This window comes from Stenotrophomonas sp. YJH_SMC_119, assembly GCF_059368315.1.
This window is the reverse complement of sequence record NZ_JCAFRP010000002.1, coordinates 317,562-330,922: the sequence shown is the minus strand read 5'-3', so window position 1 is coordinate 330,922 and position 13,361 is coordinate 317,562. Positions and strand designations below refer to the sequence as shown.

General features: G+C 66.6%; 10 protein-coding genes and 2 tRNA genes. 2 read left to right on the top strand and 10 right to left on the bottom strand.

Annotated features, from left to right (window positions below; translation table 11 throughout):
• On the top strand, positions 1–1,158 hold the full coding sequence (gene proB, locus AC5P6S_RS05820; RefSeq protein ID WP_043035348.1) for a glutamate 5-kinase: 1,158 nt from the start codon (positions 1–3) through the stop codon (positions 1,156–1,158).
• Positions 1,155–2,426, top strand: a complete 1,272-nt coding sequence (locus AC5P6S_RS05815; protein WP_495204515.1) for a glutamate-5-semialdehyde dehydrogenase — start codon at positions 1,155–1,157, stop codon at positions 2,424–2,426. The genes proB and AC5P6S_RS05815 overlap by 4 nt, the downstream gene beginning before the upstream one ends.
• A gap of 135 nt (positions 2,427–2,561) precedes the next feature.
• On the opposite strand, the gene pgaD is transcribed toward AC5P6S_RS05815, so the two are convergent.
• From pgaD to AC5P6S_RS05765, 10 genes are all read right to left on the bottom strand, one after another.
• Entirely contained in the window at positions 2,562–3,032 is a 471-nt protein-coding gene (pgaD, locus tag AC5P6S_RS05810; RefSeq protein ID WP_005410359.1) for a poly-beta-1,6-N-acetyl-D-glucosamine biosynthesis protein PgaD, read from the bottom strand.
• Complete coding sequence (pgaC, locus tag AC5P6S_RS05805; protein WP_062607438.1) at positions 3,029–4,285, bottom strand: poly-beta-1,6-N-acetyl-D-glucosamine synthase; 1,257 nt, start codon at positions 4,283–4,285, stop codon at positions 3,029–3,031. The genes pgaD and pgaC overlap by 4 nt, the downstream gene beginning before the upstream one ends.
• 1 nt (position 4,286) lies before the next feature.
• Positions 4,287–6,173, bottom strand: coding sequence for a poly-beta-1,6-N-acetyl-D-glucosamine N-deacetylase PgaB (pgaB, locus tag AC5P6S_RS05800; RefSeq protein ID WP_062607436.1), 1,887 nt, complete (start codon positions 6,171–6,173; stop codon positions 4,287–4,289).
• A 1-nt stretch (position 6,174) separates the two neighbouring features.
• Complete coding sequence (gene pgaA, locus AC5P6S_RS05795) at positions 6,175–8,202, bottom strand: poly-beta-1,6 N-acetyl-D-glucosamine export porin PgaA (protein ID WP_005410356.1); 2,028 nt, start codon at positions 8,200–8,202, stop codon at positions 6,175–6,177.
• Between the two features lie 344 nt (positions 8,203–8,546).
• The gene (locus tag AC5P6S_RS05790) at positions 8,547–9,752 is read right to left on the bottom strand and encodes a CynX/NimT family MFS transporter (protein ID WP_005410355.1); all 1,206 of its coding nucleotides are present in this window, start codon (positions 9,750–9,752) and stop codon (positions 8,547–8,549) included.
• A gap of 222 nt (positions 9,753–9,974) precedes the next feature.
• Positions 9,975–10,051, bottom strand: a tRNA-Pro gene (locus AC5P6S_RS05785).
• A gap of 140 nt (positions 10,052–10,191) precedes the next feature.
• Positions 10,192–10,268 (bottom strand) — tRNA-Pro (locus AC5P6S_RS05780).
• Positions 10,269–10,323: 55 nt separating this feature from the next.
• Positions 10,324–10,440: a cytochrome bd-I oxidase subunit CydX gene (gene cydX, locus AC5P6S_RS05775; RefSeq protein WP_005410354.1), complete on the bottom strand. Its 117-nt coding sequence runs from the start codon at positions 10,438–10,440 to the stop codon at positions 10,324–10,326.
• A 53-nt stretch (positions 10,441–10,493) separates the two neighbouring features.
• The gene (gene cydB, locus AC5P6S_RS05770) at positions 10,494–11,645 is read right to left on the bottom strand and encodes a cytochrome d ubiquinol oxidase subunit II (RefSeq protein ID WP_005410353.1); all 1,152 of its coding nucleotides are present in this window, start codon (positions 11,643–11,645) and stop codon (positions 10,494–10,496) included.
• A 15-nt stretch (positions 11,646–11,660) separates the two neighbouring features.
• The gene (locus AC5P6S_RS05765) at positions 11,661–13,250 is read right to left on the bottom strand and encodes a cytochrome ubiquinol oxidase subunit I (RefSeq protein WP_005410352.1); all 1,590 of its coding nucleotides are present in this window, start codon (positions 13,248–13,250) and stop codon (positions 11,661–11,663) included.
• Between the last annotated feature and the right edge of the window lie 111 nt (positions 13,251–13,361).

Sequence of the window (13,361 nt, the reverse complement as noted above, 5' to 3'; positions counted from 1 at the left end):
ATGATCCCGCACGCTGCCAACGTCGCCTCGCCGTTCCCCGAACAAGCGCTGCCGCCATGGCGGCGTGCGGTGCTGAAGGTCGGCAGCAGCCTGCTGGCAGCCGATGGCGGCGGCCTGTCACCACGCCACGCGCTGGGCCTGGCGCAGTTCGTCTCGGCCAATGTCCTGGCCGGGCGCGAGGTGGTGATCGTGTCTTCCGGCGCGGTCGCTGCCGGGCGCGCGATCCTGCCGCGGGCCGATGAACCTGGCGCGGCGATGGCGGCGCGGCAGGCGCTGGCTGCGCTCGGCCAGGCCCAGCTGATCGGGCTCTGGCAGCGCTTCTTCGAGCGCCCGGTGGCGCAGGTGCTGCTGACCCATGACGACCTGCGCAACCGCCGCCGCTACCTCAACGCCCGCGCCACGCTCAACGAACTGCTGCGGCTGGGCGCGTTGCCGGTGGTCAACGAGAACGACACCGTGTCGGTGGACGAGCTCAAGCTTGGCGACAACGACAACCTGGCGGCGACGGTGGCGGCGCTGGTCGATGCCGATGCGCTGTTCATCGCCACCGATATCGATGGCCTGTACAGCGCCGACCCGCGCACCGTGGCCGACGCGCGGCCGCTGCACGACGTGCCGGAACTGAGTGACGAGGTGCTGGCGATGGCCGGCGGCGCCGGCTCGCGCGCCGGTACCGGCGGCATGCGGACCAAGCTGGAAGCGGCAGCGAAGGCGGGTCGTCTCGGCATCGAAACCTATCTGTTCAATGGCCGTAGCGGTGACGTGGTACGCGCGCTGGCCCAGGACCGCCTGTTCGGTACCCGTATCCACGCCGCGCGCAGCCGTGAGGCGGCCCGCAAGCACTGGCTGCGGCACGCGCCGCTGGTCGAGGGAGCGATCGTGATCGATGCCGGCGCGGCGCAGGCGATGCGCGAGAAGGGCGCCTCGCTGCTGCCCGGCGGCATCACCGGCGCGGAGGGCATGTTCCGCCGTGGCGACATGGTGCAGGTGTGCTGGAACGCGCCACAGGGCCGCGTCTGCGTGGCGCGCGGCGTCAGCCAGTACGCGGCCGATGATGTGCGCCGGATCGCCGGCCGCCATTCGCGCGACATCGAGGCCGTGCTGGGCTACAACTACGGTGGCAGTGTCGTCCATCGCGACGATCTGGTGCTGCCATGACCGGTTTGAAGGACTCCCCGATGAGCGAAATCGAAGCGCAGGCGCGTGCCTGCCGTGACGCGGCCCAGATCGTTGCCGGCCTCGACAATGCGGCGCGCCGCACGCTGCTGCTGGCAATGGCCCAGGCACTGGAAGTGAATGCCGGGCTGATCCTGGCCGGTAATGCGCGCGACCTTGCCGCTGCGCGCGAGAAAGGCATTGGCAGTGCCATGCTCGACCGCCTGGCGCTGGACCCGGCACGCCTGTTCGCGATGGCCGAAGCCGTGCGTGAGGTCGCCGCGCTGCCCGATCCCGTCGGCCAGATCACCCGCGACGATGTGCGTCCAAACGGCATCCGCGTGCAGAAGGTGCGCGTGCCGCTGGGCGTGATCGCGATGATCTACGAGGCGCGCCCGAACGTGACCGCCGAAGCGGCTGCGCTGTGCCTGAAGGCCGGCAATGGCGTGATCCTGCGCGGTGGTTCCGAAGCGGTCCACTCCAACACCGCCATCGCCCAGGCGCTGGCCGTCGCCCTGCAGGCCAATGGCGTACCGGCGGCGGCAGTGACCGTGCTGACCGACCTGCGCCGCGAAGCAATGCTGGAGCTGCTGCAGCTGCATGAACTGATCGATCTGGCGATTCCGCGCGGCGGCGAAGGCCTGATCCGCTTCGTTTCCGAGCATGCGCGGGTGCCGGTGATCAAGCACTACAAGGGTGTCTGCCACCTGTTCGTGGACGCCAGCGCCGACCTCGGCAAAGCCATCGACCTTCTGGTGGACGGCAAGTGCAGCCGTCCGTCGGCCTGCAACTCGCTGGAAACCCTGCTGGTGCATCGTGATGTGGCCGAAGCCTTCCTGCCGCGCGTGGCGCAGGCGCTCGGTGAGCGTGGCGTGGAGCTGCGCGCCGACACGAACGCGCAGCCGCTGCTGCCGGGCAGCACCGCCGCCAGCGAAGACGACTACGCTGCCGAGTTCCTCGACCTGGTGCTGGCCGTGCGGGTGGTCGACGACCTCGATGCGGCCATCGCGCATATCCGTGCCTATACCTCCGACCATACCGAAGTGATCGTCACCGAAGACGCCGGCCATGCCGAGCGCTTCGTCAACGCACTGCGCTCGGCGGTGGTGATGGTCAATGCCTCGTCGCGCTTCTCCGACGGTGGACAGCTGGGCCTGGGCAGCGAGATCGGCATTTCCACCACGCGCCTGCATGCGTACGGCCCAATGGGCCTGGAAGCACTCACCGTCGAACGATTCGTCGTGCGCGGTGAAGGGCAGACGCGCAAGTAGATCCACGCGATGCGCGGATGCCCTTCGCGGTAGACCCCGGTGCCGACCAAGGTCGGCGCCCACCAGGCCCAAGCGCCGACCAGGGTCGGCAGCTACCCAAGCAAGCGCCGACCCGGGTCGGCGACTACCGGGGCGTCACACCACCTCGCGGCGGATACCGATCGGCCGCGCGTGATCGTCCATGTGCAGCGTGGCGGCCTTGCAGCCCAGCAGGCGCTCGGCAAGGCCGGTGCTGGCACCCAGATCGGCCGCGACTTCATTGAGGCTGGCCAGCGGTCGCGGCAGGCGTCGCTCGTGGCCACGGAAGCGCGCGCGGTTGTACTCGGCCCAGCCGATCAGCAGCACGCTGGCACACAGCAGCATCAGCGGCAGTGCCACCAGCACATAGGGGTCGAACTGGCTTTGCCGTTCGTACAGCTGCTGCCAGGCCAGCTGGCCGCCGATCAGCCACGAGAACAGGGTCACCAACGGTGCCCACAGGTAGAAGTAGAACCCCCAGAACGCGAGGGTGACGAACCCCCAGGCGGTGCGCTGGAAGCGTGGTTGGCGATGCGGCTTGCGAATCATCCGCGAGTCGAAGCGGTTGGACGGGCGTTGTGCGTTCATCGGATCCCCCGATCGGGACTGGTCCAGGTGGCGCGCTTGCTGCGACGGCGCAGCAGGGTCTTCGGCAACGCCACCAGGGTGGTGGAAAGACTGATCAGCCAGTACGCCATCGGGTACCAGATGACCCAGAAGTAGTTGCGTCCAATCTGTGTTTCGTAACGACGGTCGATGATCAGGCTGCTGGCGAACTGCATCAGGCAGACCAGGGCCAGGATCACGCCATGCCATTGCGGCAGCAGGCTGGCGATGTACAGCTGCGGCGGTACGTCGATGAGCTTGCCCAGCACCCACAGCACCACGATGAACAACATGGTGTAGGCCCAGATCACGCTCAGCACGTACTCCAGCAGTACGCCCCACATGCGCCGTTCCTTCCAGTGCAGCAGTGAACGCGCATGCCGCAGCATCACTTCCACGCCACCCTGCGCCCAGCGCAGCCGTTGCCGCCACAGACCCTTCAGCGTTTCCGGCATCAGGATGAAGCACAGCGCGTTGGGTTCGTAGCGGATGTCCCAATGCGCACGCTGCAGGCGCCAGCTGATGTCGATGTCCTCGGTCACCATGTCGTCCGACCACCAGCCGACCTGGTGCAGGGCGGTGCGGCGAAAGCCTGCGATCACTCCGGAGATGGTGAAGATGCGCCCGTACACGCGCTGCGCGCGCTTGATCATGCCGATGATCGAGGAGAATTCGGCCACCTGCAGGCGTCCAAGCAGGGTGGAACGGTTGCGGATGCGCGGGTTGCCGGTGACCGCACCGACGCGGTTGCCGCTGACCAGGTGCCAGACCATCCAGTGCAGGGCGTGTTCCTCCAGCATGGCATCGCCATCGATGCACACCAGGTACTCCGAGCGGGCCGCCAGCGCACCCATGCGCAGCGCGTTGGCCTTGCCGAGGTTGCGGTCCAGGTGCAGCACGCGCAGCCGCGGATGCTTCGCCGCCAGCACGTCGAGCCGGGCGCCGGTGTCATCACTGCTGCCATCGTCGATGGCGATCACCTCGTAGTCGGCCGGATAGCGCTGTGCCAGCGCCGCGCCGAGTGTGTCGTCGAGGTTCGGGGACTCGTTGTGGCAGGGAATCAACAGGCTCGCGAACGGTGGATCGACCATCAGCGGCGGGTCGTTGCGTGGGCGCGAATGGCGTTCGCGCCGGAAGTAGTAATACAGGCCGCCCGACATCCAGAAGAACGCCATCACCATCGGGTAGTAGAAGGCGAACTGGAACAGGACCTGCAGCAGCGGGTGCATGTCCATGTCACTTCTCCGGGTACGGGAAGTTGCCGGCGGACATCGCCGCGCGGGCATCATGGGTGGAAGGCTGGCCGGCGATGAAGTCATCCGGGTACCAGGCGAAGTGGTGCACGCCGTGCGCCTGCAGCTGGCGGATCTGCGCGCGCAGCCGCTCGGCGGGAATCGGTTGCCCGCTGCGCCAATCGACGGTCTGCAGTTCGAACAGGGTGTGCTGCAACTGGGGATCGTGCGCACGCACCGCGGCCAGCAGCTGGTCGAGCCAGCGTTCCGGATGCCTGCTGCCTTCCATCCACGGCATCGCCATCAGTGCGGTCTGGTCGTAGGCCTTGTTGAACAGGTCCAGGCGCTGCGCGAACCAGGCCTCGCTCTGCGGACGCAGCACCGGCTCCGCGTACAGGTTGCGCACTGTGGCCAGCTTCGGCCGCCAACGCTGCGCACTGTCGCGCAGGGCCAGGGTGAAGTCGATCAGCGCCCGGGTGCGAGCGCTGCCATCGTCGCCGGCCGCCAGCGTGGGCAGTTCTGTGTCGCGCAGGTAGCCATCATCATGGAAGAGCAGGCCTTCGAAATACGAGTTGACGGCCAGATCCTCGTAGATGTCGAGCATGATCTGGCGTGCCTTCGGATTGGTGAAGTCCAGCCGGTACATGCCGTCGGCATCGCCGTTGTCGATCGCCAGTGCCTTGCGCTGCACGGGGTCGGGCAGCTCGAAGCCGAGCACCGGCAGCCATGCGTAAACCTTCACCCCCGCGCGCGACTTCAGCTGCCAGGCGACCCGGCTGAACAGGTCCGCGCGCATCGGCATGTGCCGGTTGGGGAAGTACAGTGCATCGGCGGTGTTGTTGCCGTCCGGATCGGCGAACGCCTGCAGGTAGACGTGGGTGGGCGAAATGCGCTTGACCCGCTCGATCAGCGCATCGAGGTTGCGCCCCTGCTGCGCCGGGTCCGGGTCGTACACATCATCCAGGTCGACCTGCAACGCGCGGATGCCGTCGAGCGCAACGTCGCGCCGCAGCTCGTAGGCCAGGCCCTCCACGGTCGGGTTGTCGCTGACCAGGAAGCGCGCCAGCCCATGCAGGTCGCTGGCCACTGGCGTGCTGCGGCCTTCCAGATCGAAGGACACCGGCATGCCCAGCTGTTCGGCGATGTCGTTGCTCAACTGGTTGTAGGCGGCGTACGGCCAGACGATGGCGCGCGGGCGCACGCCCAGGTGCTGCTGGATGCGCTGCACGCTGCGGCCGAGATCGGCGCGCAGGCGCTGCTCGTACTGCGCCTCGCTCTCATAGCTGCGCGTGGCCGGCCGGTAGATGCGGGTGACCACCGCTGGCGTCGAATTGCCCTGCGGATTGGCAAGCACTCCGTGGTGCAGGTCGTCGGTATGGCTGGCCACTTCGATCAGGCCGCTGTCGTGCATCTGCTTCAGCTGCGCCCAGGTAACGAAGTCATCGTGGCCGAACGGCCGGTAGCCATAGTCGATCGTGCGCCCGGGCGCCATGTCCACGTAATCGGTGATCACTGCCACCAGCGCCGGGTAGCGGTACGCCTGCAGCAGCGGGAACGCCTTGTCGTAGACGCTGCGCAGGCCATCATCGAAGGTCAGCAGTACCGGTTTCGGTGGCAGCGTGGCGCGTCCCTGGGAGGCGTCGATCACCTGCGACAGCGACACCGGGTGGTAGCCGTGTGCCCCCAGCCAATCCAGGTGCGCGGCGAAGTTCTGCGTGCTCACCGCGTAGGTATCGGCGTCGCCCTTGGCCGCGACCCGGTCGCGGATGTCGTGGTAGCTGAGGATCAGCAGGCCGTTGTCAGTGGCATCGAGATGCAGGGCCTGCTGCGCGAACGCCGGCGGCGTGGCGGCCAGCAGCAGGAGCACGATCAGTCGCAGGATGCGGGCCATGTCACTCTCCCCAGCGCAGTGCGGCTTCGAAGCCGATATGACGCTCGCGGTGGCCGTCGTAGACCGGCCGCGACCAGCGCACGCCGTACTCGAACACGCGGCCCTGGCCCAGCTGCCATTCGTGCATGTAGGACACCGAAGGGACCAGAGCGCTGCCGAAGCCGTCCTGCCAGTAGTCACCGAGCGAGACCGTCAGGCGGTGCCGGAAGTGGCGCTCGTAGTGCCGCCACAGCTGCTGGTCGATGCGCAGCCCGATCTCGACCATGCGGTCGCGCTTCGGGTTGAAGTAGGGCGCGTCGTCGCGGCTGCCCCGGCTGGTGTAGGCACTGGCCAGGCCGTCGATCAACCAGCGCGGGCGGGTCAGCAGGCGCTGTTCGAGGCTGGTGCTGAACAGCTCGCGGTGGTTGCCGTCGTCGTAGCGGAAGCGGCTGGCGCCGAACATCCAGTGGGTCAGCTCGCTGCGCCGGTAGTCGACCTGCGCGCTCACGCTGTCAGCGCTGATGCCCGCCACGCGCGCCTGCATCGAGGCTTCCGGGTCATTGCGTGCGGCCACCAGCCCGGCATGCCAGTAATCGTTGAACTGCCAACCCACGCCGATGCGCAGGCCGGTATCGCCAATGTGGTCGTTGGCGCGCAGTACCGCCGCTTCCGCATCCAGCTGGCCAAAGCGGTAGCGTACGCCCGCGCCCAGCCACAGCGGGTCGATGCGCTGGTCCTGGAAGTCGACCGAGCGCCTGTCGGCGAAGGCGAACAACCGCCAGCGGTCGTCGAGCACCGGTGTCTGCACTTCCATGCCGTAGTGACGGTCGTTGTTGCCCAGCGGCGAGGTGCCGCCACCGCCGGAGCTGCGACCAATGTCGGTCCATGCCTTCAGCTGCCAACCGCGATGCGCGCGCCAGGCCTGGTCCATGCGTTCGACGGCGGGTTGGGTCGGGTAGCGTGCGACAAGATCGTCGTGCAGTGGCCTTGCCAGGTCATCGCGCTGCAGGGCGACGTAGGCCTCCTCCATGCCCAGCCGCGGCTCGATGTCGCGAGGGTCCAGCGCATGTGCCATCTGCTGGCGCTGCAGTGCCATGCGTGGCCATCCGCGCATCATGTACACGCTGCCCAGCGCGCTCTGCAGGCCGCCGTTGCCCGGTGCGATGTCGACCATCGATTCCAGGTCGTGCTGTGCGGTGCGCAGGTCGCCGCTATAGGCGCGTACCATCGCCAGATTCAGGTCGGCCTCGTAACGTGACCAGTTCGCGTACGGTGACTTGCCGTTGCTCCAGCGCCACGCCGGCTCCTTGTCACGCCAGGCCTGCAGCAGGTCGATCGCCTTTTCCTGCTGCTCGCTCTCCAGGTAGGCATAGGCCAGTTCCGAATGCGAGGCATCGCGTGTCGGGTCGCCGGCCACTGCCGCCTGCAGCACCGGTATGGCTTCTTCCGGATGCAGGGTGCCCATCAGCGAATCGCCGACCGCAGGCAGCACATAGTCGGGCAGGGCATGGCCTTCGGCCTGCAGTGCGCGGGCTTCCTCGCGCACCTGCGCATGGCGGCCCAGCCGGTTGAGCAGGATCAGCCGGTCCATGCGGACGCGAAGCGGCGCCTGCGCGGGCGGGGTGCCTTCGCTGCCCAGGTAGCGCTGCATGCGCGCCAGGGTCGATTCGGCTTCTTCCAGGCGGCTGTCTTCGCTGCTGCTGTAGGCCAGGCTCCAGACCACCAGCTTGGCCAGGTAGTCGCCTTCGATGCGTTGCTTCTGTGCAGCGTCGAACAGCTGCGGGCGCTGCTGGTACAGCTCCCAGGCGCGCCAGGCGTTGCCGATGTCGCCCAGGGTCAGTACGCGCAGCTTGAACAGCAGGTCGTCGTTGGGTTGCTCTTGGCTGGCGCGCTCGATCGCGCCGAGGGCATCCAGCCAGCGGGCCTGGTCGCGGTAGCGGCCGATCTCGGCCAGGGCCGCCTCGCGGTCAGGCGAGGCAGCGCTGCTGGCCCAGGCCAGGGCGGTACAGGCAAGGCCGACGCAGAGCGCCAGCCGGCGGTGGACAACCATTGGGGACCCCCTTGGCTTCCGAACCAGACAACCTGAGAAATGTGACGCACATCACATGCCAGCTTTTGGCGTGGCCGTGGCCCGCGTCACTCCCTTCGTGCATTCCCGTCCAGCAAGGACGGATACAAACCCGGACAGCGACCTGCAATGTCTTGTCTGAAACGAGAGTCCCCCGCACACCGAATGGCGGCCTGGGCGGCGCTGCCGCCCCCATGCCCGATGCCGGCACGCGGCAAGGATGGGCATTCGTGGGCACTATCCGCCCGGAATTGTCAGCCCGGTGTCAAAATGCGCAGACGGGCTGACGAGCGGTAGGTAGGGCCGGTTGCGAGGCCCTGCGCGGCTTACCAGAGGTCTTCCAGCTTGCGCGGCTTGCAGGCCACCCAGGAGGCGCACAGCATCAGGGTGGCGCAGCCGAACAGGAAGCTGAACGGGAGCGTCCAGCCGTTGCTGACCGTATGCAGCCAGCCGACCAGGAACGGCCCCAGACAGCTGAAGCTGTAACCCACGCCCTGCATGAAGCCGGACAGTGCCGCCGAGCCGGTGGGGGTGCGCGTGCGCAGGTTGATCAGGGTCAGCGCCAGCGGGAAGGTGGATGGACCGACGCCGAGCAGGCACGCCCATAGCAGGGGGGCCGTCATCGGTGCCAGCAGCAGGCCGGTGAAGGCGATCACGAACGAGAAGAAGCCGATCAGCACCAGCGGGAACGGGTTCTGCATGCGAACTGCCATGGATGGAATGACCAGCGACGGCAGCAGCCCCAGCGCCGAGAACACCGCCACCATCACGCCACCGAAGGCCGGTGTGCCGCCGGCCTCGACCACGATGCGTGGCAGCCAGGTGAACATCGAATAGGTCATCAGCGAAGTCATGCCGAACATCAGCGTCATGCTCCAGCCCAGTGAGGTGCGCCAGACTTTCCCATGCGGCTGTGCGGCCGGGTCGGTGGCATCTGCCTGCGGCTTCGGTGCGCGCCTGGCCAGAACCAGCCACGGCAATGCTGCGGCCAGTGCCAGCAGTGCCCACATGCCCAGCGACACGCGCCAGCCAGCGGCGTTGGCCATCGGCACCGCGAACAATGCGGGCAGCATGGTGCCCAGCTGCAGCACGCTGATGTAGAGCGTGCTCATGGTGCCGACCTTGTTGGCGAAGTAGCGCTTCACCAGCGGCGGCACCACCACGTTGCCGATGCCCATGCCGGCCAGTGCCAGCACCGAACCGAGCAGCAGCGTGCCGACGTTGCCGGCACTGGAGCGCAGCAGCAGGCCGGCCATCGCCATCACCATCGCCAGCAGCGTGGTGCGCTCCAGCCCGAGGCGCCGCGCCAGCGCCGGCGTGGCCACGCCGAACAGCGCGAACGAGGCGGTCGGCAGCATGCCCAGCACGCCGGTCATGGTGGTACCGAAACCGAACTGCTGGCCGAGCACGTCCAGCAGCGGGGTGATCGAGGTGACCGCGGTGCGCAGGTTGACCGCTGCCAGCAGGATCGCGGCGAATGCGAGGACGCGACCGTGCAGCAGCGACGGCGAATCGGAAGTGGAGGAACTCATCGGTGGTCCTTGCAGGTGTCGCACGCCGGGGCAATGGCATGCAGCGCCGGCATCGGTCTACGCCGAAGCGGCAGGTGGGGGAGGGGCTGCTGGCGGGCCGGCAGCGCGGCCATTGTACGTGCGGGCTCCGGCAAGGTCCCGTCATGCGGGAGGCCAGGTGCCTGATACAAAAAAAACCCGGAGGACAGTGATGTCTTCCAGGCTTCTTGGTGACCACCGAAGTGGTCGGGGAGACAGGATTCGAACCTGCGACCTCTACGTCCCGAACGTAGCGCTCTACCAGACTGAGCTACACCCCGAAGGGAGCCGCCTATTCTAGCGATTCACCCCGATGGCGGCAAGGGGTGAATGCTGTTTTCTTCACACTGCCGAAGCAGTGCCACTTCAGGGAACAAAAAAGCCTGGACGACTTCACCAGGCTTCAATGCGACCACCGAAGTGGTCGGGGAGACAGGATTCGAACCTGCGACCTCTACGTCCCGAACGTAGCGCTCTACCAGACTGAGCTACACCCCGAAGGAGCCGCCTAAGATACCGTGTGAAGGCCAAGGCGGCAAGGCTTTTTTACAGCTCAGCGACGATTTTCCTTCTCGATGCGGTTCTGCTCGCGGGCTTCGAACCACATGCCGTTGAGGATGGCCACCGTCGAGGCGAGGCCGGCACCGAGAATCCAGGCGAAATACCACATGATCAGTCTCCTTTGTTCAAGGGTGTGCCGGCCGTGGGCCGGCACACCGTCAATCAGTAAGCGTTCGGGTTGTTGCCCATCTCTTCGGTGGTGGTCTTGCCCTTGAGCACGCGGTACACCCAGGTGGTGTAGGCGAGGATGATCGGCAGGAACACCGCCGTGGCCAGCAGCATGATCCACAGGGTCAGGTGGCTGGACGAGGCGTCCCACACGGTCAGGCTGGAGGTGGGCTGGCTCGAGGACGGCAGCAGGAACGGGAAGATCGCAAAGCCGACGGTCAGGATGATGCCGGCGATGGCGGCCCCCGAGGCGATGAAGGCCAGGCCGCCGCGACGGGCCCGCAGCAGTACCGCACTGGCCAGCAGTCCGGCCAGGCCCAGCAGCGGCGCCAGGATCGTGGCCGGCATGGCGCTGTAGTTGCGCATCCAGCCACCGGCGGCGCCGAGTTCGGCGGTCTTCAGCAGCGGATTGGTGGCGCCGTCGGTGACCACCTGCGAGGTGATCTGGTAACCCGGCAGGCCGAAGGCCACCCAGGCACCGCCCACCGCGAACAGCACGAAGGCGATGATCGCGGCGATGCTGCCGAAACGGGCCGCACGTTCGGCCACCGGGCCGTCGGTCTTCAGCACCAGCATGGCGGCACCGTGGGCGACCAGCATCGACACGCTGAGCAGGCCGGCCAGCAGCGCGAAGGGCATCAGCAGGCCGAAGAACGAGCCGGTGTAGAAGATGCGCATGCTGTCATCGAAGTGGAACGGCACGCCCAGCACCACGTTGCCCACCGCCACGCCCATGATCAGCGCAGGGATGAAGCCACCGATGAACAGCGCCCAGTCCCAGGTGTTGCGCCAGCGCTCGCTGGGCATCTTGCTGCGGAACTTGAAGCCGACCGGTCGCAGGATCAGCGCGAACAGGATCACGAACATCGCCAGGTAGAACCCGGAGAAGCTGACCGCGTAGAGCGGCGGCCATGCGGCGAAGATCGCGCCGCCGCCCAGGATCAGCCACACCTGGTTGCCTTCCCATACCGGACCGATGGTATTGATCACCAGCCGGCGCTCAGCGTCGTTGCGGGCGACGAAGGGCAGCAGGGTGCCCACGCCCAGGTCGAAACCATCCATCACGGCGAAACCGATCAGCAGGATGCCGAGCAGCAGCCACCAGATCACGCGCAGCGTGGTGTAGTCCAGAAGAATGAAATCCATCTTGGTTCTCCTGCCTCAGGCCTGGCCGGCGGCCGGCGCCGAGGCATTGTGGGAAGCATGCGGCTGGGGCGACTGCAGTGACGGCAGCACCTCGTCCGGACCCTTGCGGATCGCCTTGAGCATCAGCTTGATCTCGACCACGATCAGCGCGGTGTAGATGGCGGTGAAGCCGGCCAGGGTCAGCACGATTTCATGCAGGGCCAGCCCCGATGCTGCATAGAAGGTCGGCAGCACGCCATCGACCGCCCACGGCTGGCGACCATACTCGGCCACGAACCAGCCGCACTCGATCGCGATCCACGGTGCCGGCAGCGTCCACAGGGCCAGCTTGAGGAACCAGCGCTTGTCCTGGAAATTGTTGCGGCAGGAGTAGTAGAAGGCCAGGGCGAAGAAAGCGATGAGGTAGAAGCCGAGGCCGGCCATCACGCGGAAGGTCCAGAACAACGGCATCACGCGCGGCACCGTGTCCATCGCCGCCTGCGAGATTTCCTGCGGGGTGGCGTTGAGGATGTCATCGCGATAGCGCTTGAGCAGCAGGCCGTGGCCCAGGTCCTGCCAGTGACGGTCGAACATCTCGCGCGCTTCAACGTCGTTCTTGTTGGCGCGCAGGCGTTCCAATGCACCGTAGGCCAGCTGGCCGCCACGCACGCGGTGTTCGGCGCGCTCGACCAGTTCCAGGATGCCGGGAATCGGCTGGTTCAACGAGCGGGTGGCGATCAGGCCCATCAGGTAGGGGATCTTCACCGCGTAGTCGTTCTGGTGGGTCTCCTGGTTCGGGATGCCGAAGGCGGTGAAGTCGGCCGGCGCACGCTCGGTCTCCCACATCGCTTCGATCGCGGCCAGCTTCATCTTCTGGTGTTCGCTGGCGGCGTAACCGCTCTCGTCACCCAGCACGACCACCGACAGCGATGACAGCAGGCCGAACGCCGCGGCCACCGCAAACGAACGACGGGCCAGGTCCTTGTGCTTGTTGCGCAGCAGGAACAGCGCGCTGATCGCCATCACGAACACCGCACCGGTCACGTAGCCGGCGCTGACGGTGTGCACGAACTTGGCCTGCGCCACCGGGTTGAACACCACCGCCATGAAGTCGACCACTTCCATGCGCATGGTTTCCGGGTTGAACACCGCACCGGTCGGGTTCTGCATCCAGCCATTGGCCACCAGGATCCAGATCGCCGACAGGTTGGTCCCCAGCGCCATCAGCCAGGTCACCATCAGGTGCTTGACCTTGCTCAGGCGGTTCCAGCCGAAGAAGAACAGGCCGACGAAGGTCGCTTCCAGGAAGAACGCCATCAGGCCTTCGATGGCCAGTGGCGCACCGAAGATGTCACCCACGTAGTGGCTGTAGTAGGACCAGTTCATGCCGAACTGGAATTCCATGACGATGCCGGTGGCAACGCCCATGGCGAAGTTGATGCCGAACAGGACGCCCCAGAACAGGGTCATCCTGCGCCAGATCTCCTTGCCGGTCATCACATACACGCTCTCCATGATGGCCACCATGAAGGACAGGCCGAGGGTGAGCGGTACGAATAGGAAGTGGTACATCGCGGTCAGCGCGAATTGCAGCCGCGACAGTTCTACGACTGTCTGATCAATCATGGCCTGGCTACCTCGTTGGATAGTGCCGTTGCAGGTGGCGGGAAGGGTGGTCTACGACGTGAATGATGTGACCGACTACTTCAAACAGCCTTGATCCAGATCAATGTATGA

Coding starts and splice junctions, on each gene's coding strand:
- proB (WP_043035348.1), top strand. CDS start 1: ATGATCCCGCACGCTGCCAACGTCGCCTCGCCGTTCCCCGAACAAGCG.
- AC5P6S_RS05815 (WP_495204515.1), top strand. CDS start 1,155: ATGACCGGTTTGAAGGACTCCCCGATGAGCGAAATCGAAGCGCAGGCG.
- pgaD (WP_005410359.1), bottom strand. CDS start 3,032: ATGAACGCACAACGCCCGTCCAACCGCTTCGACTCGCGGATGATTCGC.
- pgaC (WP_062607438.1), bottom strand. CDS start 4,285: ATGGACATGCACCCGCTGCTGCAGGTCCTGTTCCAGTTCGCCTTCTAC.
- pgaB (WP_062607436.1), bottom strand. CDS start 6,173: ATGGCCCGCATCCTGCGACTGATCGTGCTCCTGCTGCTGGCCGCCACG.
- pgaA (WP_005410356.1), bottom strand. CDS start 8,202: ATGGTTGTCCACCGCCGGCTGGCGCTCTGCGTCGGCCTTGCCTGTACC.
- AC5P6S_RS05790 (WP_005410355.1), bottom strand. CDS start 9,752: ATGAGTTCCTCCACTTCCGATTCGCCGTCGCTGCTGCACGGTCGCGTC.
- cydX (WP_005410354.1), bottom strand. CDS start 10,440: ATGTGGTATTTCGCCTGGATTCTCGGTGCCGGCCTCGCCTCGACGGTG.
- cydB (WP_005410353.1), bottom strand. CDS start 11,645: ATGGATTTCATTCTTCTGGACTACACCACGCTGCGCGTGATCTGGTGG.
- AC5P6S_RS05765 (WP_005410352.1), bottom strand. CDS start 13,250: ATGATTGATCAGACAGTCGTAGAACTGTCGCGGCTGCAATTCGCGCTG.